This window comes from Polynucleobacter sp. JS-Safj-400b-B2, from assembly GCF_018881975.1.
GTDB lineage: Bacteria > Pseudomonadota > Gammaproteobacteria > Burkholderiales > Burkholderiaceae > Polynucleobacter.
On record NZ_JACVPJ010000003.1, the window covers coordinates 141,563 to 167,381 of the forward strand.

25 protein-coding genes are annotated in these 25,819 nt (G+C 44.0%); 10 read left to right on the top strand and 15 right to left on the bottom strand.

Annotation, left to right across the window (positions count from 1 at the left end; genetic code table 11):
* Positions 1 to 9 precede the first annotated feature (9 nt).
* From ICN48_RS13825 to ICN48_RS04525, 4 genes are read right to left on the bottom strand one after another with little or no spacing between them, the layout of a single operon-like run.
* Positions 10 to 525, bottom strand: coding sequence for a Z1 domain-containing protein (locus tag ICN48_RS13825; protein ID WP_370624137.1), 516 nt, complete (start codon positions 523 to 525; stop codon positions 10 to 12).
* The gene (locus ICN48_RS13830; RefSeq protein ID WP_255539464.1) at positions 489 to 1,820 is read right to left on the bottom strand and encodes a Z1 domain-containing protein; all 1,332 of its coding nucleotides are present in this window, start codon (positions 1,818 to 1,820) and stop codon (positions 489 to 491) included. The genes ICN48_RS13825 and ICN48_RS13830 overlap by 37 nt, the downstream gene beginning before the upstream one ends.
* Complete coding sequence (locus tag ICN48_RS04520; protein ID WP_370624138.1) at positions 1,817 to 3,421, bottom strand: ATP-binding protein; 1,605 nt, start codon at positions 3,419 to 3,421, stop codon at positions 1,817 to 1,819. Before ICN48_RS04520 ends, ICN48_RS13830 begins: the two co-directional genes overlap by 4 nt.
* Positions 3,418 to 4,779 (bottom strand): DNA cytosine methyltransferase, encoded by a 1,362-nt coding sequence (locus ICN48_RS04525; protein ID WP_255539465.1) that lies wholly within the window; start codon positions 4,777 to 4,779, stop codon positions 3,418 to 3,420. Before ICN48_RS04525 ends, ICN48_RS04520 begins: the two co-directional genes overlap by 4 nt.
* Before the next feature lie 163 nt (positions 4,780 to 4,942).
* Here ICN48_RS04525 and ICN48_RS04530 point away from each other — a divergent pair, with 163 nt between their 5' ends.
* Genes ICN48_RS04530 through ICN48_RS04545 form a run of 4 tightly spaced genes read left to right on the top strand, consistent with a single transcriptional unit; the run spans position 4,943 to position 9,444 of the window.
* Positions 4,943 to 5,632, top strand: coding sequence for a TnsA endonuclease N-terminal domain-containing protein (locus tag ICN48_RS04530; protein WP_216152524.1), 690 nt, complete (start codon positions 4,943 to 4,945; stop codon positions 5,630 to 5,632).
* On the top strand, positions 5,629 to 7,539 hold the full coding sequence (locus ICN48_RS04535) for a Mu transposase C-terminal domain-containing protein (RefSeq protein ID WP_216152525.1): 1,911 nt from the start codon (positions 5,629 to 5,631) through the stop codon (positions 7,537 to 7,539). Before ICN48_RS04530 ends, ICN48_RS04535 begins: the two co-directional genes overlap by 4 nt.
* Complete coding sequence (locus ICN48_RS04540; RefSeq protein WP_216152526.1) at positions 7,529 to 8,428, top strand: TniB family NTP-binding protein; 900 nt, start codon at positions 7,529 to 7,531, stop codon at positions 8,426 to 8,428. The genes ICN48_RS04535 and ICN48_RS04540 overlap by 11 nt, the downstream gene beginning before the upstream one ends.
* 5 nt (positions 8,429 to 8,433) lie before the next feature.
* Positions 8,434 to 9,444, top strand: a complete 1,011-nt coding sequence (locus ICN48_RS04545; protein ID WP_216152527.1) for a TniQ family protein — start codon at positions 8,434 to 8,436, stop codon at positions 9,442 to 9,444.
* A 26-nt stretch (positions 9,445 to 9,470) separates the two neighbouring features.
* Here ICN48_RS04545 and ICN48_RS04550 read toward each other — a convergent pair whose 3' ends face one another.
* Together ICN48_RS04550 and ICN48_RS04555 are read right to left on the bottom strand one after the other, a co-directional pair.
* A complete protein-coding gene (locus tag ICN48_RS04550) occupies positions 9,471 to 9,875 on the bottom strand; it encodes a hypothetical protein (protein WP_216152528.1) in 405 nt (134 codons plus the stop codon).
* A 103-nt stretch (positions 9,876 to 9,978) separates the two neighbouring features.
* Positions 9,979 to 10,269, bottom strand: coding sequence for a hypothetical protein (locus ICN48_RS04555; RefSeq protein WP_216152529.1), 291 nt, complete (start codon positions 10,267 to 10,269; stop codon positions 9,979 to 9,981).
* Between the two features lie 56 nt (positions 10,270 to 10,325).
* Here ICN48_RS04555 and ICN48_RS04560 point away from each other — a divergent pair, with 56 nt between their 5' ends.
* The 3 genes from ICN48_RS04560 to ICN48_RS04570 all read left to right on the top strand — a co-directional run bounded on the left by ICN48_RS04560 (position 10,326) and on the right by ICN48_RS04570 (position 12,370).
* Entirely contained in the window at positions 10,326 to 10,598 is a 273-nt protein-coding gene (locus ICN48_RS04560; protein WP_216152530.1) for a hypothetical protein, read from the top strand.
* 84 nt (positions 10,599 to 10,682) lie between these two features.
* Positions 10,683 to 11,420, top strand: coding sequence for a tetratricopeptide repeat protein (locus ICN48_RS04565; protein WP_216152531.1), 738 nt, complete (start codon positions 10,683 to 10,685; stop codon positions 11,418 to 11,420).
* Between the two features lie 74 nt (positions 11,421 to 11,494).
* Positions 11,495 to 12,370 carry a hypothetical protein gene (locus ICN48_RS04570; RefSeq protein WP_216152532.1) on the top strand — a complete coding sequence of 292 codons (876 nt, stop codon included), beginning with the start codon at positions 11,495 to 11,497 and terminating at the stop codon, positions 12,368 to 12,370.
* 134 nt (positions 12,371 to 12,504) lie between these two features.
* Here ICN48_RS04570 and ICN48_RS04575 read toward each other — a convergent pair whose 3' ends face one another.
* From ICN48_RS04575 to ICN48_RS04615, 9 genes are all read right to left on the bottom strand, one after another.
* Positions 12,505 to 14,169 (bottom strand): hypothetical protein, encoded by a 1,665-nt coding sequence (locus tag ICN48_RS04575; RefSeq protein ID WP_216152533.1) that lies wholly within the window; start codon positions 14,167 to 14,169, stop codon positions 12,505 to 12,507.
* A 512-nt stretch (positions 14,170 to 14,681) separates the two neighbouring features.
* Positions 14,682 to 15,614, bottom strand: a complete 933-nt coding sequence (locus ICN48_RS04580) for a LysR family transcriptional regulator (protein WP_216152534.1) — start codon at positions 15,612 to 15,614, stop codon at positions 14,682 to 14,684.
* Positions 15,615 to 15,618: 4 nt separating this feature from the next.
* The gene (locus tag ICN48_RS04585; RefSeq protein ID WP_216152535.1) at positions 15,619 to 16,353 is read right to left on the bottom strand and encodes an amino acid ABC transporter ATP-binding protein; all 735 of its coding nucleotides are present in this window, start codon (positions 16,351 to 16,353) and stop codon (positions 15,619 to 15,621) included.
* A gap of 31 nt (positions 16,354 to 16,384) precedes the next feature.
* A complete protein-coding gene (locus ICN48_RS04590) occupies positions 16,385 to 17,053 on the bottom strand; it encodes an amino acid ABC transporter permease (RefSeq protein ID WP_216152536.1) in 669 nt (222 codons plus the stop codon).
* 11 nt (positions 17,054 to 17,064) lie between these two features.
* A complete protein-coding gene (locus tag ICN48_RS04595; RefSeq protein ID WP_216152537.1) occupies positions 17,065 to 17,853 on the bottom strand; it encodes an amino acid ABC transporter permease in 789 nt (262 codons plus the stop codon).
* Positions 17,854 to 17,876: 23 nt separating this feature from the next.
* Positions 17,877 to 18,791, bottom strand: a complete 915-nt coding sequence (locus tag ICN48_RS04600; protein WP_370624139.1) for an amino acid ABC transporter substrate-binding protein — start codon at positions 18,789 to 18,791, stop codon at positions 17,877 to 17,879.
* 48 nt (positions 18,792 to 18,839) lie between these two features.
* The gene (locus ICN48_RS04605) at positions 18,840 to 20,078 is read right to left on the bottom strand and encodes a Glu/Leu/Phe/Val dehydrogenase (protein ID WP_216152684.1); all 1,239 of its coding nucleotides are present in this window, start codon (positions 20,076 to 20,078) and stop codon (positions 18,840 to 18,842) included.
* Between the two features lie 196 nt (positions 20,079 to 20,274).
* A complete protein-coding gene (locus tag ICN48_RS04610; protein WP_216152538.1) occupies positions 20,275 to 21,042 on the bottom strand; it encodes an arylamine N-acetyltransferase in 768 nt (255 codons plus the stop codon).
* Between the two features lie 136 nt (positions 21,043 to 21,178).
* Positions 21,179 to 21,967 carry a hypothetical protein gene (locus ICN48_RS04615; RefSeq protein ID WP_216152539.1) on the bottom strand — a complete coding sequence of 263 codons (789 nt, stop codon included), beginning with the start codon at positions 21,965 to 21,967 and terminating at the stop codon, positions 21,179 to 21,181.
* A gap of 397 nt (positions 21,968 to 22,364) precedes the next feature.
* On the opposite strand from ICN48_RS04615, the gene ICN48_RS04620 reads away from it, so the two are divergent.
* Genes ICN48_RS04620 through ICN48_RS04630 form a run of 3 tightly spaced genes read left to right on the top strand, consistent with a single transcriptional unit; the run spans position 22,365 to position 25,818 of the window.
* Positions 22,365 to 23,012 (top strand): TnsA endonuclease N-terminal domain-containing protein, encoded by a 648-nt coding sequence (locus ICN48_RS04620; RefSeq protein ID WP_216152540.1) that lies wholly within the window; start codon positions 22,365 to 22,367, stop codon positions 23,010 to 23,012.
* A gap of 5 nt (positions 23,013 to 23,017) precedes the next feature.
* A complete protein-coding gene (locus ICN48_RS04625; protein ID WP_216152541.1) occupies positions 23,018 to 24,925 on the top strand; it encodes a Mu transposase C-terminal domain-containing protein in 1,908 nt (635 codons plus the stop codon).
* Positions 24,922 to 25,818 (top strand): TniB family NTP-binding protein, encoded by an 897-nt coding sequence (locus ICN48_RS04630; protein WP_216152542.1) that lies wholly within the window; start codon positions 24,922 to 24,924, stop codon positions 25,816 to 25,818. Before ICN48_RS04625 ends, ICN48_RS04630 begins: the two co-directional genes overlap by 4 nt.
* Position 25,819: the final 1 nt, after the last annotated feature.

A 25,819-nucleotide genomic window follows, 5' to 3' on the forward strand; every position in this document is an offset into this window, starting at 1 on the left:
GAACATCCATTAACACAAAGTGTTGCGATGAATCTTTGGCCCCTTTAAATTGAGGAAATTTTGCGGCATTAACTGATGCGCCATATTTTTTTCCCAAACCTTGCGTACCTTATTAAGTAAGGCTTGATTCGCCCTTATGGCTTCCTGATCCCTTTGTAAAACCTTTGGCACCATCCATCCATCCGCGGGAATACTGCGTATTCCAAGGCCAATAACGCTAGTCCTAGTTGGCTTTAGCATTGATGAAAGAATAAAATCGCGACGCCAATCAGTTAGAGGCTTTCCTCTTGAATTATTCAAAGCAGCCCTTACAAATTCTTCATGCTCTACATATTCTGCAAATGCCTGAATAACATTTCGCTGTACAAACACACGGCACACACCTAAATACGCCTGTTTATAGCCAAAAAAACGGGCTCGCTGCTGGAGTGTATCTGCAGCTGGGGATGCGCCCAAGGGGCGAGGCATATAGGTTATGCACAGACCCTCTACGGTATAGCCGCGATCCAACTTTGCGCCCCCCACCAAAATCCAATAGGGCGTAGCCTTTCAGCATCTTTGGTGCCATTAACCGTTACAAGATTCAACTCTCCAAAAACCTCTTCCACCATGGCATCTATCAAATCACTTAGTGGTTTGATGCTGGGAAAGGTTTTCTTAAGCGCGTCATACTCAACTTGAAACATCTGAAGAACTACTTTGGGCTTTGTTTTATATTGCTTTTCGACAAACGATTTGAGTGATTTAAGCGACTTTTCGAGCCAAAACATGTACAGCTTATGGGAGGCCGTTTGCATTGCGGGATGAACCATCATCGAGCGATTTCTGTCCCTCTTACGCTCCCGCGTCAACGCATGATGCGAAGCTGCAAGTAGAAAATAGCGCAATGCACTCAATAAACTCTTGGGTGAAGCAGAAAGCAGATTACTTGGACCCGGAACCTCCGTCGCAGGTATCTCCTTTATGAGGGGAGAGTTTTTCCTAAAGAATGCCTCTCCGCCTTTATAGGCAGAGCCAGGGGTTACCAGCTCGGCAAATGAGGCATTTAGTAGGTCGGTTTGGGCCAGCAAAAGATTGGCTTGTGGTGTTGCCGTGTATTGCAGATATGAATGATGGGGCAAGGCCGCTCTTAACGCACAAATCTTTTCATATGTTGCGCTCATCTCAGAGGGGAGCAGTTTCCCGTTGCGGATTTTTGCTGCATTTGTATTTAAGCTCGCCTGATCGCTTTCATCATCAATAATCAAAGATGGGACATTGGAAATTGACAGCTTATCCAATAGCAAAGTGAGCTTATCAATATGCCCGCCATGCTTAAGAACTGTAATCAGAACACCCTTTTTTGCGCGATTCTTCTTCCATGCTTGGATTTTGCCCTCAATCTGGCTTTTAGAGTTTGCAGCTGGATTGGAATAAAGATACCAATTTTCCCCATCATCAATAGCCAAATCTTTCTTTAGGCGGTCTTCAGACTGGTCTCGCAAATTATTTTTTGTACCCGCCAGCACTATGATCAACCCGTAGCCATTGTCACGAGCTAAAGAAATAACCATTTCAAAGGACATCGTTTTGCCACTCTGAACATAACCAACCACTAGCCCCGTCTTATGCCCATTGGGCCCACTGGGCGGTAAACAGCGCCCAAGAATTCTCTGAGCTTCCTGCAACACAGAACTTGGCCCTTCCGTTAAATCTTGATAGGTTGGCCCATTAGGATCCTTTGATTTACTCTGAAGAAACTCTTCTGTGCTCTCTTTTTTCTCTGGAACCCAAAGTAAGCTCGGTTTAAGCTTCTTCAAAATATTTATAGATGTTGTCATAATCGTTCATTCAGAATAGTTTTTGCAAGGGCGCCTCTCATTAAACTATTAAAATGAAATAAGAAGCTTTCGGGAGGGTTGGCGGAAATATCTTCTGATAGCAAAAGCGCAATACAAACGGCAGATGCAACACGCAATAGGAGCTCGATATTTTCGTTATTAGCCCCTAAAAATTTGGCTGAAAAGGGGTGCGCAAGCGCAAGATCAACTGTTAATCGGCGGACATCACGCCCCTCATCGCCAATAGCATCTATTTTTGCTAGTGAAACCCAATCTTCCGTTGCTGGATTTACAGAAGTTCTTAAAGTTATGATCCAACAATAATCCCCATCATTAATCTCAACAGTCTTCGATGAGGCTTGTAAATCTGAAATTGCGAGTTCAGCCGGAAGCTTGGATAAAACGGCTGGGTTTTGTTTTGCCTCAACTATTAGTGGCTCTACATTTTTTTCCACATATTGGATTACTGCATCGGTAGCTTCACGAGCTCGAACCTGGATATCTCCTCGAGAATCTTTGGCTCGATAATTTTCGGCTTGAGCAATAAGATTAATCGGATCTTTTTCGATCTCATCCCTCAAAAGATCCAGAAAAATATCCTCAAACTCAGCCCACTGAAACCCATCTTTAGTGTGGCTAACCTCAAAACCCTCTAAATGCAATTCGCCGAATAATCGTTGATACGGGTAACTATTCGCGTGTTTAAATAAACGGACTGGCCTATAACTTTCATCAAAACTACCCTCAATTAATCTATCACGACGAAATAGGGCAAAGCCTGCCAAGGCGGTCGAGCCAACCGCACGCAAAGCAACAAAACCTTTTGCGCTCTGACCGCCACCAAAATCTAAATCGATATTTTTATGCCATTTAACTGGTGCAATGCCCTCTTCATGAACTTTTATTCCAGGAGAAGAATAAGGTACTCTATGGAGGATTTCAGGGTCTTTGTAATGAAGGGATTCATTATTCAAGCGAAGTTCAAGTCGCCCATCCCTAAGAAAGATTCGATAAATACTGGCCAAGTGATCACGAATTTTGCCAATGGTTCGCCCTTGAGGAATTTGGTGCAAATTTCGCAAGGAGACTACTGTGTAATGGGCCTCTGGACTAACTTCTAGAACCTCGGTCCCCAAACTCTCGATATTATTTTGAACAATGGCCTGAATATCAAAGCTAATTTTTCTCTCAACGGACTCATCGATTGCCTTTGTTCGTACACTCCAATTTTTAGCAAACCAGCAAGCAGCACTCTTCAAGCCCATGCCAAACTCAGAAAGGCCACCTCTATCCATAGGTGCTTGTGCAGCTCGGAACGCCCTTGGAAAATCATTTGAAGAGATCCCAGCAGCATTATCAGTAATGGTAATTTGCCCTGGGAGGGTCGTATCAATTTTAACTTCAACCTTAAGTTGAAATTTTCCACCATGCAAATACTGTAATTTTTCATGGTTAACGATGGAACTCTGTATCGCGTTATCGATAAATTCAGCCATAGCAAACCAAGCCTTATAGTTCAGGTGCCTAAGCACCGAAAACATGGCCACTTCAGGGCGAATTTCAACCAAAGGAAACTGACTTTCCTTATCACCTACGATCACACACAAATCCCGTCATCAACGCTCTTGACAGTAATGTCTCCAGCCTCAGATTTTATTGTCTGAGCCAATAATGCACGAGCAACACGCTCAACAACAGTTGAATTTACTGCATTGCCAAGCGCATGAAATGCTTTAGTTGGTGTTGATGGCAAAGCTTTTAGGCTATCAAGACTCTGCAGTTTGGCGCATTCTTGTGGCGTCATGTATCGTCTTTGCCAAGCAATAATGGGTATCTGAGTATCTGTCATTGCGATTAAGCTTGGCGCAGTAGTGCGGCGCTTAACGCGGACACCTGATGCACGAAACTGCAACACATATTGCCAGAGATCTCGCTGTCCGCCTTTTACGTTCCACTCAAATTTCTGCAAGCTGGATGGAAATTTGAGAATATCTTTCATCCAAGGGTCAATCCAATTCTTGTTGTCAGTATAAAACTGTCGATTTTGGCGAATAAAATTTATCTTCCACCCTGGAAATTTTCTTTGGGTTGTACGGGCATGACTGGGCAATGCCATCCACCTCTCTTCAAGAGTTCGTAGATAACCAATCTTGCGCCCATGACTACCGGCAAAACCCTTAAGACCATCCATGCCATAGTCTTTCCTGCGGGCATACGGCGTTTCTTGTTCATAGGGGTAGGTTGCCCCCCACTCCATAGACCATAGAGGGAAAGATGGTAACTCAACATTTTGAGGGCACCGTTTTATAAAATCAGCCCATACATCTAAACATTCTGTAACTTGTAATGAAAGCTTTTTGGCATTTTTTGGATGGTCATCCAAAATGCTATCAATCGATGTTTCAATCAAACATCTTTCTGGCCATGTGAAATTAGTTAGCGGCTTAATTGAGCCAACAATATAAACACGCTCCCTTATTTGCGGGATCCCAAAGTGGTGTGGGGAAAAACGCTCTGCGGCAATGTGATAACCCAACCCCCCTGGACCGTTACCCAATATTTCCTTGATGGCCTTCCAGGTTCGTCCATTGTCATGCTTCAATAGATTTGGCACATTTTCAAGAATAAAAAAGTTAGGCTTTTTTTGCTTAAGAATGGCTGCTACATTAAAAAATAAATCGCCCTGCTTAGTGCATTCAAATCCAAGTTGGTCACCCGCCTTGGAGAAAGGTTGACATGGAAACCCAGCCGTAAGTACATCATGAGATGGTACGTTATTCGGGGATATGAGAGTGACGTCGCCCTCGGGACGAAATCCGAAATTGGTTACATATAAATCACGAAGATGCTCCTGCCATTCTGCAGCAAAAACACACTCCCCTCCCAGTCTGCCTAAGGCAAGATGAAATCCGCCTAAACCAGCGAATAAATCTATAAATTTAAATGGTGCTGGGTTCATTTGAGACATTCAAGCTTAGACTGATTAAATCCTAACACATTGACATCCGAGAAAACCAAAAAGTGCTGCTCAGGAAACCCCTCACAACCTTTAAAAACCAATTGATATGTTCTGCCACCTATTTGGAGTCCTAAATAAGAATTAGATGCAAGAAATAAATAGGATGCCAAAGAATCATCACATTAACCTAAAATTATCTGCAATGGCTGTGCGCAAAATACCAAAAAATCACCTATTCGTCACGGGACGATATGCAAGTGCCAAAAATGGTGAAATGCGTGACTTCGAATCGCTTAACGAAAAAGACTACTTAATACTTTTAGATTTTGACCCGACCGTCGCTTCATTTGAAGTGCAACCAGTCAAAATCCCTGTTCCTGGAGTGCCCAGGGGCTATGTCCCTGACGTGTTGGTTCATTTTCATGCCGATGAATCTGGCAAAACCCGATTCCCATTATTAGTCGATGTGAAGCACACCAACGACCTTGCCAAGAACGCCGCTAAATATGCGCCCAAGTTTGAAGCCGCAAGAATATTTGCACAGGTACGCGATTGGGAATTTCAAATTATTGATGAAACAACCATACGTACCCCTTACCTAAGCAACCTGAAGTTTTTGCGGGCGTTCAAGGACCGACTGCCAGAGACCAGTCAAATTGAAACCATTGTCAGAGCATTAAGTAATGGCTCACTCACTTTTAATGAACTTCTAGACTCACTCGCTTCATCCGATCAAGAAAAGCTATCTTGGATCCCTGCTATTTGGCATATGGTAATTACCCAGCTCATCCTTGCTGATTTGCAAACACCCATAAGCGGGGATATGCTTCTTGAACTGCCAAAATCGCCATGACCAAGCCATCCTCCAATCTACTTTGGATTACCGAGGGAGCAACCATTACCAATAATGATCGCTCTTACGTCATTATTGCGGTCGCTGATATTAATCAGGTCTTAGCCAAAGATCTTGAAACAGGGCAAAAGGTTCTATTAAAGATAGGTGATATTGGGCCGCCTAAAGCGATTGGACAATCCAATACAACGCGAGCACCCGCGCGAGATATTTTGAGCATTGCCGATGAAGAATGGGAAATTGCTAGACATCGCAAGAGTCTGATTGAGCCTCTGCTGCACAACCGCTCAACATACTCTGAAAAGTTCGCCGATGAAATTGCTCGTTCAGCCAAAGTTGATAAGGCGACGATTTATCGCTGGGTCAATCAATTTCGCAACTCGGGCCTTTTATCTTCCTTATTGCCCAACTACAAAGCTAGAGGAGGCAAAGGAAAAACTCGCATTGCACCCGAAGTAGAAGCCATCATTAGTGATGTCATTGAAAACTTTCACAATGATTTACAGCATGTTTCTGTTACTGCAACCATAGAAGAGATTCGTCGCAGATGCTTTAATGCAAAGCTCAAGCTGCCCGCCATTAATACCGTTCGTAATCGACTTAAGAAAACCGATGGTTTTGAGCGCACTAAAAAACGCTTTGGCGCTGCAGTCGCGCATGATCAGCATGAAGTGATTAAAGGGCAGATTCCTGATGCCGAATGGCCGCTGGCAATCGTTCAGATTGACCACACCTTATTGCCCGTGATCATTGTTGATGATGTCTATCGCAAGCCCATTAATAGAGCGTGGATTACCTTGGCAATTGATGTCTACAGCAGAGTATGTCTTGGCATGCATTTAAGCCTGGATGCCCCTTCTGCGCTAACTGCTGGAATGTGCATTGCGCATGCCATTCTTCCAAAAGAATCCTGGCTGACCCACCTTGGAATGAGTCATGTGGAGTGGCCAGTGTGGGGAGCTATGACCGTGATTCACGCAGATAATGCCAAAGAGTTTCGGGGCACCATGATAGAAAAGGCATGCGAAGATTTGGGCATCGATATTCACTTTAGGCCTGCTGGTACGCCTAGATATGGCGGGCACATTGAGAGCATGATGGGCACCGTATCCGAAGGTTTAAAGACTCTTAAAGGTGCAACATTCTCCGGCCCCAAAGAAAAAGGGGTCTACGATGCCGAAGGCAATGCCTGCATGACTTTTGCTGAACTTGAGCAATGGCTAGTGCTATTTTTTGCTAAATACCACCTTAAAGAACACAAAGGAATTGGCACCAGTCCATTAAGAAGGTGGTCCGATGGACTACTCGGAACCAAAAGTAAACCAGGCAGAGGATTGCCAGGGCGGACAGTTGATGAAGAGTCACTACGAATCAAATTTACGCCATTTGTAGAGCGCACTGTTCAAAATTATGGCGTTGTCATTGACGACATTCATTACTACCATGATGTTCTAAGGCCTTGGGTCAATGCGCCGCATCCCGACTTTCCAAAACACAAACGAAACTTTCGCTTTCATAGAGACCCTAGAGATATTAGCCGGCTCTATTTCTTTGATGAGCTCTCAGGTCGCTATATCGCCATCCCATACCGAGATACCAGCTTGCCTCCAGTGAGCATTTGGGAGCTACGAGAAGGCCAGCGCCGCGCCAAAGAGCGCAATGTCCCGCTAAGTAACGAGAAAGCGGTGTTTGAGCTCATGAACCAACAGCGAGAACTTGAAGAAAGTTCTGCCATCAAGAACAAGAAGGCGAGGCGTGAGCAACAGCGCCGCACTGAACATGTCAAACACCGTGAGGTTAAGAAAAAGACTATGCCTAGCGTGAGTGCGCCTAGCTCAACGATTTCGGTAGCGCCTACGATTGCTGGTTACAACCCAGATGAGGTCCAGCCATTAGATGACGACTGAAAATCTCTATCCCCACCTAAATGAACAAGCTAAAGCCCTGATCAATGAATCGGATGAGGCTCGAATTGCTTTTATTCGTGGTGGTACTTGGCTTAACTATCCTAGAGCCAAGGAGGCTCTTGCCAAGCTAGAAGACCTATTGGCTTACCCCAAGATCACGCGAATGCCCAATCTGCTTTTAGTGGCGCCATCCTTTAATGGCAAAACGTCCATTCTTGAGCGCTTTGTTGCCCAGCATCCTGCCGTAGTGGATCCAGACGGGGAAAAGTCGATTTGCGAAGTTGTGATGATTGAATCGCCGCCAACCCCAGATGTGTCCGCCTTTTACTCACGCATTCTCGATGCGCTCATGGCCATGTATAAACCAACCGCTTCAGCACAAGCGAAAAACTCGCAAATCAAAATCTTATTTGAGCAATTGGGTGTCAAGATGCTCATCATTGATGAGATTCATCATTTAATTGCCGGAAGCCTGAATCGTCAAAAAGACTTTCGCAATGCGCTCAAAAGTTTAGGCAATGAAACCAAGGTTGTGATTGTGGCTTCTGGCATTGAAGATGCCTTTACGGCCTTTAATACGGATCCTCAAATGTCTAGCCGTTTTACCCCATTTGAATTACCGCTTTGGAAAGCCAATAACCAATTTGGCGCACTCCTAGCCACACTTGAACTAAAAACACCGCTTAAAAAATCATCGAACCTCAAGAGCCCCGAGAAGATGCAGCAAATCTTTTATCGCACTGAAGGGACGTTAGGTGATATGCATGACTTTTTTAAAGAATTGGCAGTAAACGCTATTCGCACTGGCGCAGAAGAAATTGCCTTAGACGCCATCAATACCCTAGACTGGGTGCCCCCATCTAAACGCAAGCAATACCGCAGGTTTTAAATACGATGCGCGGGCTAACGGAATCGCTGTGGCCCATTCGCTATAAACCGCTGGCGGACGAGCTTCTATCTTCATGGTTAGTGCGCCTAGCTCACGGCCATGGCCTCAAAGTTCAGACGTTCTGCAATCTAATTTTTGGCAATAAGCAGCAGGTCTGGAATCGCGATATAGACCGCTTGGCGCCAGAATGGCTAATAGCCGAGCTCTCCAGTAAAACCGGGGCTTCATATCAACAGGCATTTAAAACAACGCTGCAAAGCTACCAAGGGATTATTTACCACCGCCCTAGGCAATCAGGATCCTTAACCTGGATCCAAAGCCTAAAACTTCACCACCGCAAATTTGAAGGCTTTGGGCTTCAGTTTTGCCCCGCGTGCCTAGCAAGCGATCCCGAGCCTTACTTTAGAAAATCGTGGCGAGTCGCCTTTAATACGATCTGCACGATCCATAACTGCATGCTGCATGACAGATGCCCACATTGTGGTCACGGGGTGGCATTTCATCGAAGCGATATGAAGCACGCTGAATACATTACCGCTGTTTCATTACTTGAATGTCATTACTGCGGATTTGACCTTAGTCAAGCCCCTGTTAGGACAGCAAATTATTTTGATCATGAAGTGGGGCAATTTATGCGAAGGCTTGTCACAAGATTAGCTTCTTCCGCCATCAATCAGGCAGATGTTGAGGATCTAAAGGTGATGCACCATCTTTCAAAACTGATGCTATCAAGAAATCCAAATGTGCAGCTTTATTCACATCTTTGTTTTGCCATGGGTGTTGACGAAATTGCGCCCAACGTCAAGGGTGATATTGAGGGGCTAGACATCGATGCTCGATACCATCTCATGCAGGTTATTTGCTTGCTAATGATAGACTTAGATCATGGACTGCGCAGCGCTGTTCTAAATAAAGTCGTTCGCTATAACCACTTAAAGAAAGACTTTGATGATCCCCCCGAATGGTATTTGAGCCTTATTAAAAAATTTTCGGATTGGCGACTTCACGCTCACTAGAGAATACAGGCGATTGATAAACGTTCTCAGGCGATCCGAGTGCCTCGCCGATCATAGATACCCTCTAGAGAAAAAGGCTTTCTGGAGATTGGAACAGCTATGCCTTTCAAATCGACGGTTCGAAGGGCTGTTGATGTCAGATCAAAATCGTTATTTTCCATGCACCCAAGATTGATGAGCCAAATGAACCGAAATTCCTTTTCGCATTGAAATGCAGAACTTTTTCTGAAGAACGGATCGAGCCTAAGCTGCTTCGGCTGGAACTTTTCAAGGTTCTCATGCGTTACATACTGGTCTTTCGATGCGCTGGTGTAACTCACAAGTCCAAATACAGGCAATACTTCGAGCAAATGCAGCTTCTTGCGTGCTGACTGAGGCATGTGCGCATCTTGCATAGCAGCATCAAGGTAAACCTTTAGCTCTCGCGCCACTGCATCAGCAAAGATAAGTGGATTTTTAATGAAGTACCGAGCATCAGACTTAAATTGCCGTCCGTGAGTAAGAATTTCATGGTTTCGCCTAAGAAGAGCACAGCTAAAAAACGAAGGAATTGAACCGGCTTCTTTCGGACATCAACGGTGCTCCATTCGTCTCAATCGTCCACCCTTCATTGAGTCGATATGGCTCCTCGGCAAAGATACGGTTATGCACATCTGCAGTCAAAGGGATATTGGATGAATGAATGATGCGACCTTCGCCTTCATCCTCGTCACGAAAGCATCGGTCATCAATTTCCCTATAGTGCAATATGCTGCCGATGCGCATTGATTCTTGATTGATGGCGGCGTCACACCAGCGTTTCTGCGTGTATTTAACCAAGTACATTGGGCTATTCGGGATCTTATATGTAACTTCGGATTTTACAAAGGCCTAGGCGCTGCATGCTTGAAAAATCTAAGAGAATTAAAATTCTGCATGCCGACAAAATGTTCCTCGCAAAGAGTAGCCAAACATCATCCTATCAAATAATTAATTTTCAAAACAAAAGTTATTTATTACAGAAACAAGATCTACCTTATGTAGAAAATAACACTGTATGCCGTAAATCAGCTTTGCAACTCAGAAATATATTGACTATTGTGATCTGGGCACTCACCGCTCAATTGAGTTCTAGTGGGGGAGGAGGAATAATTATTTCCCAGATTAAGTCATAAGAATACAATCTCATGGACTTTGCGTCTTGGGTACACCAACCCGCTAAGAATCGCTTTATTCAACCCAAAAATATTGAAGAAATAATGCAATTTTTTCTACGAACCCTCGCCCTTGGATTTTTTGTAGGCTCTACCTTGTTTGGCTCCTTTGCCATTGCTGGAATGCAGGAGGCTAACGATGCGTTAGAGCATAAAGATTATATGAAGGCATATCAGGAATATTTAGTATTAGCCATGCAAGACAACGCAGAAGCTCAAAATAACTTAGGCGCTCTATTCGCCAAGGGTCAAGGCGTGCCTAAAAACGATCAAGAAGCAGTCAAGTGGTATAGCCTTGCTGCCGAGCAAGGTAACGCAACAGCTCAAACCAATTTGGGGTCTATGTACATCAATGGGCGAGGAGTGCCAAAAAATTACCAAGAAGCTATACAGCGGTATCGACTGGCGGCCTCTCAAAACAATGCAGAGGCACAATATTATTTAGGCATGATGTATGACAATGGCCTAGGAGTGCAAAAAAATTACCAAGAAGCTATACAGTGGTATCGGCTGGCGGCCTCTCAAAAGAATGCAGAGGCTCAAAATAGCCTAGGGATTAAGTACGCCATGGGTGAGGGCGTGTCTAAAAATTTAATGCTTGCTTACGTCTTATTTAATTTATCAGCCGCTCAAGGCGATAAGATGGCAATCCAAAATAGAGAAAAGCTAAATCTTTCACCGCAACAAATTTCAATTGCTCAAAACATTTCATCTGACATAAACGCCAGCAAAAATTTTTTGAAAATCTTTGACCTATATTCAAAGTATCCCGTTAAAAAATGAATATCAGCTATGGGGTTATAACGCACTCAATACTCCATACCATTAACAATATGTCCTCTAAAATAAACCTTTTTTTGAAATTTCCAATAGCTCAATTAGTCTTGGCGACATTCTTTACTTTATCTTTTAGGGTGCAGGCAAGCGCCGTCGAATTTGATGCAGACAATATCCATGTCATTATTTCAAAGGCAGACACAATTTGGATTCCCGATCCTGCGAAATCAAATGCCTCCCTAATGTATATCGCGCAAAAACAGAAATTGAAGTGTCTTTCTCTGCGCTCGATAGGGCGCTTTTCGGTGACCGATCAATTACTTGACGATGTTAAAAAGTCACTTGGCAAAGAAGGCGTCAAAGAGTGCTCGTTTCTTGGGGCTCAAATTCCACGTTTTCTGCAAAAATTTAAATCTTATGATTCAAGCGAGATTGCCAGCCAAATTAACAATAATTCAGCTCAATTCAAAGCGCTTGTAATTGAGCAGGGAAATCCAGCGGAACTGCCTTTGAAATATGAATCGAAAGATGACTCCAACATTGGGGGAGTCATCGCTGGAGTTGCTACCGCGGTAGGTGAAATTGCGTTAGCAAAGTCGCTTGGGTCATCAACGCTCGGCGCAACTAGCGGAGTTATTGGCAGTGGTTCACCTATGAATATTGCAAACAAGGAAATTACAGATAAATTAGATGCAACAAGCCTTAGACTAGTGGGCCTATATCCGGTTAATTTTAATTTTTTGGGATATGAGCGTATTGATGCCTATGCATACGGACAAAATACCATTCTTATTGCATACAAGAAGGGTGCTGCCGAATCCAATTCTGCCGGAGCTCTCACAAAAGCAATAATCACTGCTGATTCGTTTAATGAATCCATTGAAGATATTAAAAAGGCTAGATTGGAAGACTACCGATTAAGGCAGTCTATCTGGGATAGCAATCAATCGAAATAATTCGGACTCAATTTTTACAATAAGATGACAAAATTATTAACAATCGAGATGAACAGTGAACCATTTTCTCGATTGTCAAAGTTTTATGATTTAACCACCTCGTATTGTTAATGGCGCACTTCATTGAAGTTTCGCTAAAGCCATTGCCGCAATTTCCCGTATGCAATTAAGAGAGAGTCAATTACTTTATTGACCCAACCAAAGTCGGATGCGCCGCCAATGTAGCCCTCCAAGGCAATATTCAAATTTGGTTGGTAGCTGTCCTTAAACCTTCTCTTTGCCTCTAGCGAAACCGCATAAGCAGGCTCATCCTCAACCACAATGAAATGCCTGTGAAATATCGACCAAGTGATTAAAAATACTGCAGCGCGCCTTACCCTCTGCTTACCATCAGCCCCTTGTACAAATAATTGACTATGAATCTCACCATATTCATTTGAGATGATTGGCACGGGCACTGTCCAAGCGCATGTTTTATCATGGGTAAGGACGCTGATATCGTATTTATCTGGGGACTTTCCAAGCTCCCGAATAGCTTCTAGCAAAAACTCGGGCGGCTCTTGTTTTGCTAAATGATTGGGATCCTCATTAAGACCTAGATCAATAGGCCTAATTCGCTGGGCGGATCCAGCATCGCCCACGGCGCCTTGAGTAATCGACTGAATCACCTGACTGGCGCTCACATAATGAACTTGCTGCCTTTTTGGGGAATTGCCTCTATATACATATTTGCGCCTCAAGTCTGGAAAACGAGGTGCAGTATCAAAAAGCTGACTCTTGCCAGCCAAGGGCCCAGCATCCTTTTCAACTAAATCAACCCCCTTGGCAGCTTTTGCTCCTATACGGCGCGTAGGAATACCCTGGCTACCAGCCTGATCAGGGCTAACAGGTTCATAAGCCACTGTCTGCATGTTGTAGCGCATCTGCTTAAATGGAAAAGGGTGACTGCAGGAGTGAATGCTATGAACAATAAATGTTTGCTTTGCCACATCACCCAATGAAAGCCATTGCCCTGAAACCTGCAACGTGGTTTTCCCCTCAAATGGGAAGGCTGTTTGAATATGGCATGTCTGTCCCGATCTTGATTTATCGAGCATTGAAGCGCCAATCCTTACTGCGCTTTTCCACGCTACCGGATCCCTGCAAAACCTTCCAATATCGGCTGCAGAGCGCCCAGAAACCCCATTGGCCAGATCAATAGTTAAACGACCAAGTTTTGGCTCATAGACGGGATTGGAATAAAGAGAATTTCTGGTTAGGGGTGGTAAAAATAGCTGGGTAAAGAACTTGCTAGATGAGCCAAAGTAAAACCGAGCAATTTCTATGCAAGGAATAATTAGCCTCTTACCTGCAGGGAGCTCAACACAGATGCAATGAGAGTGGGTAGAGACCATATGCCAAGGGTACTCAGCCACGGGCAATAGGAAGCTGCCATCCTCTAAGCTAAACCCAGCCTTAATGCATTTAGCCGTCTTGGCATTGATTTCGATATCTGCAAACTGCTCCAGGTCATCTTTGGCTCGCTTTAGCAAATAGCCATCTTGCCAAATATCGCCAATATGCAAGGAAGGGAGAATGCCTACAGAAACCCAAGCCGACTTTTGGAAGGACCCCGCAGCATCTTGAGCCGAAAGAGTGTTTTTAACTGCAGTTAGATGAACCAATACGGAAGGTTGTCTTCTTCTGATCATTCGATTTGGAAAGGCTACCTCCCCAAACCAGCTAATACGCCATTTAGTTTTACCCTTTGGAAAGGCTAAAACATGTAGTAAGTTATTGTTATTGCTAGGAATATTCAAAATAAGAAATTTATCTCACTATTGAATATTCGCATTAACTATTAAATTGTGAATTCCAAAGGTAATTTCTTATGTACAAACAGATGTCTCCATTTTTACAGCGTTATTTTGTAATTAATACAGTGGTAATTTGTAATCAGATTATGAAATACAGAGTTATTTTCGAACATATTTTTATCACAAATTTTCTGCCAATTACTTTAGTAGCGATTCAACCAAGTAATTCAAGCAGACTTCGCATTAAAACCTCAACGTAGACTCCACGAATAAGCTCACCCCCGAGTGACAGTAAAACCACCCCTGGTTTTAGCAATCACTAACCATGCATGGAGTCAAATATGATTAGAAAAATAATCCTTGCCCATCGGTTAGATTCTTACCCATTCTAAGTGAATTCCAGAGGTAATTTCTGATGAACAAACAGATGTCTCCATTTTTACGGCATTATTTTACAGTCAGAGCAAAAATTACAGTCTTATTCTCTTAAGCTTTATGAGCTATTGCCAAGAAGCTTATAAACTATTCCAGAGATTTTCAATAACGTCATATCTCACCCTGGAAATACCTTGGGGCTGAGAGCCACCATCCTTTGCGCCAGACCCCAAATCACGGATCAATCTAATTTCTAAATCCACTTCCAAGGTGCACCCTGATTCAGGGAGAACTCTGACCACCAAACCCTCGGCGACCTCTTTTTTCACGGAGCTCTCTGGCAAAAATGCATACCCATGTCCTGCCAACATCATTGACTTTAGGCCCTCTGCCATATCCGTCTCATAAATCTTTTTAAAGTTAATGCCCATTCCAGATTTGGCAACAATATGGTCAGCAATTTTTCCTAAATACGCGTTTGCTCCATACGATAAAAATGGAACTTCTAATTTGGGGTGGGGCCGAAAACTTTCATGCATACTTTTAAGGCCATACAAAGAGAAATATTCAACTCCTAAAAGCTTTGAAGGGTACTGAGCTGAATCAATTCTTAATGGCGAACTTGGGTGGCTATAGGCCACCAACAAATCTGACCCGCCATTAATCAACGTCATAACAGCATCATGAACATTGAGTGCCTTTAATCGATAGGTCGTTCCTCCTAAATATTTTGAGGCTGTCTTAATCCATTCTGGAAAGAAGGTGAGGGAAAGATTATGCGGCACAGCAAAATCAATGACCAAGCCTGCTGTCGAAACTCCACCCGACAGTACAGCCCTGGTCTCAGATACATTTTCGATCAAGGCAAGCGCCTGTTCATAAAAATATAAGCCGGCAGGCGTTAGCTCCATAGGAAAACAGGATCGATCTATCAAGGGTGTTCCAGCCCATAATTCTAGAGATTTAATCCGCCTAGAAAATGCAGGTTGAGTGACATTGCGCAAATCAGCGGCTTTGCTAAAATTTTTGATTTGCGCTAGTAAGACGAAATCCTCAAGCCACTTAAGTTCCATAGAATTAGTGATCTAAAATTTTAGACAAGAAATCTTTTGCGCGCGGAGAACGGGCATCAGGATTGCCAAAGAATTCATCCTTACTGCAATCCTCAATGATTTTTCCCTGATCCATGAAGATGACGCGATTGCTGACTTTACGAGCAAAGCCCATTTCATGAGTCACGCAACACATTGTCATACCCTCATGGGCGAGCTTCACCATCACATCCAAGACCTCACCAACCATTTCTGGGTCTAAGGCGGAAGTTGGCTCATCAAACAACATCACGATAGGGTCCATACTCAAGGCGCGCGCAATGGCGACCCGCTGCTGTTGACCACCAGAGAGCTGCCCAGGGAACTTATCCTTTTGAGCCATCAGACCAACGCGCTCTAAATACTTGAGTCCATGCTCTTTTGCTTCGTGAGCAGATCTACCAAGCACCTTCATTTGGGCAAGCGTTAGGTTCTCAGTAATACTTAAGTGTGGGAAAAGCTCAAAGTGCTGGAATACCATCCCCACTCTAGCTCTGAGCTTTGGCAAATTGGTTTTCGGGTCATGCAAGCGGATGCCATCAACCGAGATCTCTCCAGCTTGAAATGGCTCAAGGGCATTAATCGTTTTGATCAGCGTCGATTTTCCAGAACCGGATGGTCCACAAATCACCACTACCTCGCCTTTTTGGATCGATGTAGAGCAATCCGTTAGGACCTGGAAAGAGCCGTACCATTTTGAAACGTTTTGAAGTTCAATCATGATGATCTATGTAATTTCGACTAAAAAGTAATTAACGAATAATGGCGACTTTGGCCTGAATAATACGAACCACCTTGGAAAGCGAGAAGCAAATCACAAAGTAAGTGGCGGCAGCCAAGATGTAGGTTTCAATTGGACGACCGTAATTCTTGCCGGCAATTTCAAAGCCCTTGAGCAAGTCGTATGCACCAATGGCATACACCAAGGAGGTATCTTGAAACAGCACAATGGTCTGGGTCATAAAGACAGGGATCATGTTTCTGAAGGCTTGTGGCAGCACAATGAAACGCATATTCTGACCGTATGTCATCCCTAATGCTTCGGCGGCATAGCCCTGACCCTTTGGCACGGATTGTATACCGGCCCGCACGATCTCAGAAAAGAATGCCGCCTCAAATGCGATAAAGGTAATTGTTGCGGAAAGGTCAGCACCAATAGGCTTACCAATCAACATGGGTATCAATAAGAAGAACCAAAGGATGACCATCACCAGCGGAATAGAACGCATGGTGTTGACGTAAAAGGTGGCGGGATAAACCAAAGAGGGCTTTCCAGACAAGCGCATCAATGCCAGAAAGGTGCCGAACAAGATACCGCCGACAGTGGCAAATACCGTTAACTGAACACTGAATAACAATCCCTTAAGGATGTAGTTAGTAAAGAGTTCCCAGTTATAAAAACTTAGATCTAAGCTCAACATATGGTCAACCCTTAATGAGCCAAGCTTGCATCATTAGATGCAATGAAGCCAGGAATACGAGTTCTCTTTTCAATGAGCGCCATCACGCGATTGAACGCAAATGCCGAGAGCGCATACAAGAAAGTAACTGCTAGATAAATTTCAACGCCCCTGGACGTTTCTTCTTGAGCTTGCATTGCAAACAATGTGAGCTCAGGAACAGATACGGCAAAGGCAACTGATGAGTTCTTAATCAGATTCATGCTCTCAGAAGTGAGTGGTGGAATCACAATACGCAGCGCCGTCGGAAGGATGACGTAACGATAGCTTTGAGCGGTAGTAAGGCCCAGGGCAGTCGCAGCAGCTCTTTGGCCGCTAGGAAGCGCCTGAATACCTGCCCTTACCTGCTCGGCAATCCGCGCTGAGGTGAAAAATCCCAAGGCAATACTCACCAACCAATAGGATGGCAATGCTTTGAGAGGTAAAACAAACGCGGGGATGACGTGGTACCAAAGGAATACCTGAACCAGAATGGGAATGTTTCTGAACAACTCAACCCAAGCGGTGGAAATTCTAACCAACCAACGATTTAAGGAGCCGGTATCTGGCAAGGTACGCAAGGTACCCATTACCGCCCCCAGAATTAAGGCAAGCATTAAACCAAGGCCAGCGACGGCCAAGGTCCAGCCCCAGGCCTTCATCAACCAATCGAGATAACTTGGATCACTATTTTGAGCAAGGCCAAAAATAGCGGAGAAGCAGTGATCTACTACTTCTTCATCCAAGGTGTTCTTACAAAAAACACCTAAATCTAATGCCATAGCTTTAACCCGTCTTTAGTGAATTATTTCTTTTGATAGTCTTCAGCTGGCTTGTCATTGAGATTGGCCCAAGCATTTTTAGTTGCTGGTGACAACTCAAGACCTACGACGATATTCTTCGGTGGAATTGGCTTCAAGAACCACTTATCCCACAACTTAGGCATATTGCCATTTGCAACAATCTTAGCGATTGCAGCATTTACAGCAGCCTTGAACTCAGGATCATTTTTTGGAACCATGATCGCGATTGGCTCGGTACTGAGAACCTCACCAACAATTTTGAAATCTTTAGGATTCTTAGAATTGGCGATGTTGCCTGCCAAAATTGAGCCATCCATTACGAATGCATCTGCACGACCTGATTCAAGCAGCAGGAAGCTATCAGCATGGTCCTTGCCAAATACTTCGTCAAAGTTCACGCCATTTGCTTTTTCATGCTTACGCAACAACTGAACAGAGGTGGTTCCGGTTGTGGTTGCAACTTTCTTGCCATTTAAATCAGCAATTGATTTGATTCCAGAGTTTGCTTTAACGGCAATACGCACCTCCTCTACGTAGAGGGTATTAGCAAAGCCAACATCTTTAGCGCGGTTAACGTTGTTCGTTGTTGTGCCGCACTCAATATCGACGGTTCCGTTTTGAACCAAAGGAACACGATTTTGTGAAGTCACTGGTTGATAGTTGATGCGCAATGTATTAACGCCCAGCTTATCTTTAATATCAGCAAGAATCATGCGGCAAATTTCAACGTGGTAACCATCAAAACGACTATCGCCAGTGGTGTATGACATGGGAATAGATGACTCACGAACACCCATCGTTACTGCACCAGTGGATTTAATTTTGTCCAAAGTGGCGCTTTGAGCCCAAGTATTAACACAACCAAACACTAGAGCGCCACAGACAAGTAAACGCAACTTTAAATACCCCATTTTCATACTGCCTCCGTTATTTTATTTTTTAATTTAGGTTATCAAAATTGGGGCTTAAGGATATAAACCCCTTAATTGTCTAGACTGCAAAATTCTAGAACAGCCAATGATGAAGGCGGCCGTTCGCAATGAGGTTCTGTTTTGAAGGCTAACCTCCCAGATTGCATCAAACGCCTTTTTCATGAGCCTTTCTAATCGATGATTAATTTCATCCTCATCCCAAAAGTAACTATTAAAGTCTTGTACCCATTCAAAGTAGCTGACTGTAACGCCGCCCGCATTCGCCAAGACATCAGGCACTATCAATGCGCCTTTTTCTCGCAAGATGTCATCAGCCTCTGGCGTGGTCGGTCCATTAGCGCCTTCAATGATGAGCTTTGCCTTAATTGAATCTGCATTATTTTTGGTAATTTGCCTCTCTAATGCTGCTGGAATTGCAATATCACAATTCAAACCCCAAAACTCTCCGGGCAACAAGACTTCTGCACCCCCAAAGCCCACAACACCACCCGTCTTATCAACATATGCGCCCATAGCAACAATATCAATTCCATTCGAATTAAAAACTGCGCCCGTATGATCCATCACCGCAACGATCTGTGAACCCACTTCATGGAAGAGCTTAGCTGCAGTCCTTCCTACATTTCCAAAGCCTTGGACGATAATTTTTGCGCCTGGGATTTCTAAATTAATTTTTTTGGCAGCCTCAACACCGGCGGTAAATAAACCTCTGCCTGTTGCCTCATTACGCCCCACAGAGCCCCCAAGCGAAATAGGTTTTCCTGTAACAACCCCCGTTGTCGTTTGCCCCAGATTGACTGAGTAGGTATCCATCATCCAGGCCATAGTTTGCTCGTTGGTGTTGACATCAGGAGCTGGGATATCCCTTGATGGGCCAATGATATTGTGAATTTCGCTGGTGTATCGCCTTGTCATTCTCTCAATTTCGGCACTTGAAAGCAGTTTAGGGTTTACTCGAATACCGCCTTTTGCACCACCAAAAGGCAGATTCATGGCCGCATTTTTAATCGACATCCACCCTGATAAAGCCATCACCTCAGAAAGTGTCACATCTTGATGAAATCGAATGCCGCCTTTACCGGGACCTCGCGATAAATTGTGCTGCACTCGATACCCCTCAAAGTGAGCTATCTCTCCGCTATCAAGCTCAATGGGAACATCAACAATTAATACTTTTTTCGGTCGCGTTAAAGTCTCTACCCATCGACCTAGATCGCCAAGATAGGGCGTCACCCGATCAATTTGCTCAAGATACATTCCCCATGGACCCATATCCTCAGGATTGATGTAAGACAATAATCCACCCTCTCTATTTTTAAACTGTGTGTTCAAAATTGGTTCCTAACATTAACTATGTGAGAACTTTAGTGAGATAGATTTATTAAATCCAATGCCATTTGAGCATGCATTATGCATAATTTGCATAATGTCTCTACACATCGTATTTAAGACCATGCATTCTTGGCGCCTAAAGTAAAGCAAGATCAAAATAAGTTTCCAGTATTACCCCAATCTGCTTGGGACCCACCTCCCGCTTAGTAACTAAGCCATTCTGAATCGTCTTAAGACTATCGCCCAATAGAATGGTTCTACCCGCTAGGTTTTGAATAATCACCAACCGCTTTTGAACAAAGATGGCATCTGGGTGGGTAGAGTTCATGTAATTGGCGGGTGCAAAATCAATCCACTCCCAAGAATGCAAATCAAAAGCGCATTGGTTAGCCCAAGCATCATCAACATAGGCTTTTAGGAGGTATTCGCCTGTATCTAATTTTTCGAGCATAAACACATCATGATCTTGTTTGATGGGCTTACCAATTTCAGCCAAATCCATTGGCGCACGAATGCCATAACTGCCAAAACCCAAATCACAAAGCCAGTCCCTGCCATCAACTTTGGCAATAATGGCCATATGGGTTTTGGGGCGCTTAACAGGGTAAAACATCGGCCTTGCCGCTACAAACTGATATTCAATGCCCAGAATTTCTAAGGCCATACCAAAAAGGCCATTGACTTCATAGCAATAACCACCTCGATTGCGATTAATAATCTTCTCGACAATCTCCTCTGGTACCAGGGAAACGACTTTTCCTGCTTGCACGTCAAGATTTTCAAATGGCACTGTCATGAGTTGGTGGCGTATAAGCCCTTTTAGGGTTTGTTCATTTGCCTTTGGCTCCTCTTCATAGCCAATACGCTCACAGTATTTTCTTAGAGAAAAGTTGTTTGCTTGCATATATTTTTTTCTATAGTTAAGAAAGTGGATATCAATTGCTTAGCGTTTATGAGGGGGGGTTGGTCCATAGGGCACACAATCATCGCCAATATGCATGCAAATCAATGTAATTCGCAATTTTTTCCGCAATGCAAGCTCAGATGCCGCCTGCATCCCTCTCTGATTTTGCCGCCACGGACTTAGCTTCAGCCCTCATGCTCCTTGCAAGCAAACACATAGTTTCAAGAGCCTCTTTGGCAAAGCTAATATCGGGGTTTTTAGTAAGGTAGCTATCGGGCCAATTTATGTCCTCTTTGAGCATGTCGATCAAACTTAACGTTGACTTCTTTGCATCTCGCCCAAGATCAATAGCCTCCTTTCCCGCCAAATAAAGGAGCATGTACTTATCGAAGATTGATTTAACCTTTATGAGGTAAGTGGATGTGTCAACAAATTGGCGATACTGCTTAAGAAACCAAGCACTAAGGAACTCAATAAAAATAAAAAGCAATGAGCAAGAGGCAATCCCATATATGTGTTGCGTCTGAAATCCGGTAGATTGAGCAACAATTTGCCATGCGAAAATTGAAAAGATGAAAAATAAAATTCCATTTCGCGCATAGCCTGTTCCTTTGTCCAAAAGAATTGATGCTTTTTCATCGGCTATAGCAGCTTTTTGCTCAAGAATCTTTCGCATAACATCGAAATAGGCTACAAACCCTTCCATATCTCCAGTAAGCGTTTGTGGGGGGCTGATGCTAAATTGATTGAAGACTTCCTGTATGTTGGCTTTGCTCGATTCCTCAAGCGCGGAAATTTTTTCCATTAAATAAATATAGGCGGCGGCATCTGGCTCGGGGCGTGAACGCACGTCAACATCGATAAATCTTTCGCGCTGAAGCGCATTTCTTCTAAATATTTCATCTAAAAATAGATAACCCCCCATCAAGAACAAGATAGAGCTGAAGATAACTGCGCCATATCGCTCCATAATGAATTCGAGGGACATATCCTGCTTAAAGTGGTAGAGGAATAGGACCCCCACGCCCCCATAAATCAAAGAAGAGGCTAGTATCAGGCGCGAAGTGATTAATGATTGATAGCGCCTAATTAAACTTGATAGACGAACTTTGGGTGCGCGAAGTGATTCTTCAGGTGTATCGCCATTTTTGGCTGACTCGGGCATACAATTTCCTAACGTGGCGCTTAATGCAAATTATTTAATTTTTAGGGCTGATAGGGCATTCATAAATAAGTACATTCCCCCTCCCACATTTAAGGGATTACTGTGGATTGAGATTAGAAATAGTCTGTACACAAATAATTTCTAATGAGTTTTCAAAATGCCTGTTCGGAAAATTCCCAAGAATTACCGCAATGTCACAGGCGTACATGCTTCTGATAAATCGATTGGTGATGCGCAATTTGAGTCGACTCTTGAGCGCGACTTTCTAACGCTATTGGAATTTCATCCCGATGTGGAGCGCTTCGAAGTTCAGCCTAGAGTTATTTGCTGGGAAGATGCCAATGGCAAACAACGAAAACACACTCCCGACGTCTTAGTGCTATTTAAGCCTGATCTCAAGCTCACACCATGGCTCTGTGAAGTTAAATACCGCTCCGATATTTTTGAAAACTGGCCCCAATACAAACCCAAGTTCAAGGCAGGCATACGACATGCCAAGACTATAGGTTGGCGCTATCGCCTCATTACCGAAGTAGAGGTTAGAACTCCATATCTTGCTAATTGCCGTTTTTTAACAGGATTTAAATTTCAAAAGCCCAAAGTACAAGACATTGAACTACTTCTAGGGCGTCTTAAGCATATCGGGCAATCAACCCCGATGGAATTGCTAGCCTCCATTGATCGTGATAGGTATGCGCAAGCACATTTAATGCCTACGCTGTGGCATTTAATTGCCACCCACCAAATTGACGTCGATCTTTACCAAGATCTGACGATGCAATCAGTCATCTGGAGCAAATCTTGAATGAGGTGAGATCAAATCCTTTGGTGCTAACCCATGGTAATCCAGTGCAATACCGGGGAAAAACCTACCTCATCAAACAAGAATCAATTAATTTTGAAACCGTTGTTTTGTGTGATGCCGATACAGGTGAGCTCACTGAAGCCTCAATCTCAGAACTTTCACCGCCACAAGCCAAACGCAAAGCGGCCTCTAAAGACCTAAGCGCTCAAGACCCCAAGGCACTAGCTAAGGCTAAAGCCAAATACGAACTGATTAAATCGCTCATTAACAACCCCAACCGAAAAACCGCCCAAATTAAAGAGCTCGCAAAAATGTCTGGGGTGCATTACACCAGCATCTATAACTGGCTACGTGAATTTGAGACGACCGGCACTGTAAGCGCCCTCATTCGGCAAACGAGGTCTGATAAAGGCAAAACCCTCTTAGATGAAAAGCTCAATAGCATCATCACTAGCTGCATTGATATTCATTTTTTAACTAAGCAAAAGAAGTCAGCTGCCAAAGTGATTGTGCAAATTTGTAAAGCCTGCGCCAAGGAAGGTATTGCAGCGCCACACCCCAATACCATTCGTAATCGCATTAAAGGACTCGATAGCTACCAAAAGCTAAAAGCCAGGGAAGGCAATAAAGCAGCGCGCGATAAATATGCGCCTATTAAAGGGCATATTCCTGGGGCGAACTTTCCGCTAGCCATTACCCAAATCGATCACACCTTAATTGATATGATTTTGGTTGATGATGTGAGTCGCCAACCTATTGGCAGGCCTTGGCTCACCCTGATTATGGATGTCTACTCCAGAATGGTCTTAGGCTTTTACATTTCCTTTGATCCGCCGGGCAATCTATCAACCGGTCTTTGCTTATCTTATGCCTTTTTAAGAAAAGAATCTTGGCTAGCCAAATTTGATATTGAAGCTAAATGGCCTTGCTGGGGAAAGCCAAGAACTATTCTGGCTGATAACGCTAGAGAGTTTCGGGGCAATATGCTCAAAAAAGCGTGTGATGAATATGGCATCACCCTGGAGTGGCGACCCGTTAAAACACCGCACTATGGCGGTCATATTGAGAGCTTGCTTGGCACTCTCAATGAAGAAATCAAGGCGCTGCCAGGAGCCGCTTTCTCCAACCCCAAGATGCGCGGTACCTATAACTCCGATAAAGAAGCAGTGATGAGCCTGTCGGAATTCGAGCGTTGCTTTACGATTTTATGCACCGAAATTTACCACCAGAAAAAACATTCCCAAATCGGCATGTCCCCGCTTGCTAAATGGGAAGAGGGTATTTTTGGCAATGATCAAGCAAAGGGTATTGGCATGCCACCCATCATCGTCGATGAGCAGCGTCTCAAACTCGATCTCATGCCCTATGAAATCAGAACGGTGCAACCCTATGGCATTGTTTGGGATCATATTGAGTATCAACATGATGTGCTGCGGCGCTGGATTAATGCACAAGACCCTGAAAACTCTAAAGCCAAGCAAAAGTTCTTATGTAGGCGAGATCCCAGGGACATTAGTAGCATCTGGTTTTATGACCCAGAAGTAGAGCAGCACTATCAAATACCGTATCGCAATACCTCTCATCCGGCAGTGAGTATTTGGGAGTGGCGTAAAGCGGAAAAGCGAGCAGAAGAAAGTTATCCCGATATGCCTATTGATGAAAACCTCATCTTTAGCGCTTACGACAAGATTGCCGAAGTGGTCGATAAGGCCAAAAAAGAAACCAAAGCTGTTCGCAAGGAGGCGCAGCGCAAACGCATTGGAATACAGAGTGCCAAAGCGCATCTGCAACAGGAGTCCAAGCCAACCGACTCGAAATCAGATGCAGGGACGGCAAAGGCCAATAAAGCAGTTGCCCCAAAAAGGGTTGTTAAAACCTTTGAGATTGACGATATGCAAGAGGATGACTCATGAGTGAGCCTTATCCCCACCTTGCCAAAAAGGTTGCAAGCTATCTTGATAAAACGGATGCGCAGCGTATTGACTATATTCGCTCGCCAAGATGGCTTTCCTACCCAGGAGCAGATGATGCCATTAGGCGTTTAGAAAACTTGCTGACCGAACCCCTCAAACACCGCATGCCGAACCTGCTCATTATTGGTGACACCAATAATGGCAAGACCATGCTGGTCAAACGCTTTTGCAATCAACATAAGCCGCAAGAAAATCCAGGGGGCGATGCCTCCATTATTCCGGTGCTGTATATGCAAGCGCCACCAGTGCCCGATGAAAATCGTTTTTACAACACTATTCTCGAATTACTTTTTGCCCCATACAAATCAGCCGATCGTCCCGATAAAAAGCAATTTCAGGTGATTAAGTTGCTTAAAGCAGTAGGCCTAAAGATGCTCATCATTGATGAGATCCACCATATCTTAGCTGGCGTGATGACTAAGCAGCGAGCATTTCTGAATGTCATCAAATATCTGGGTAATGAGTTGCAAATACCCATTGTCGGGGTTGGGACTCAAGATGCTTTTAGAGCGATTCAGACAGACTTGCAGCTATCGAACCGCTTTGATCGGGTGATATTGCCTCGCTGGAGCAATGATGACGAGTTCTTAAATTTGCTCTGCACCTTTGAGATGGCCATTCCACTCAAAAATCCATCGAACTTTGCCGATGAACCAGCAGTAGTTGATCTCATTTATTCCATGAGCGAAGGCTATCTTGGTGAGGTCTCGAGGATTATGGTGGCCGCAAGCATTTACGCGATTGAATCAAGTTCAGAGAAAATAGATAAGAAGATGCTGGGTAAGATTGGGTGGGTTAATCCAAGCAATCGGCGCAAAGAGCCTAGAAGCTAGG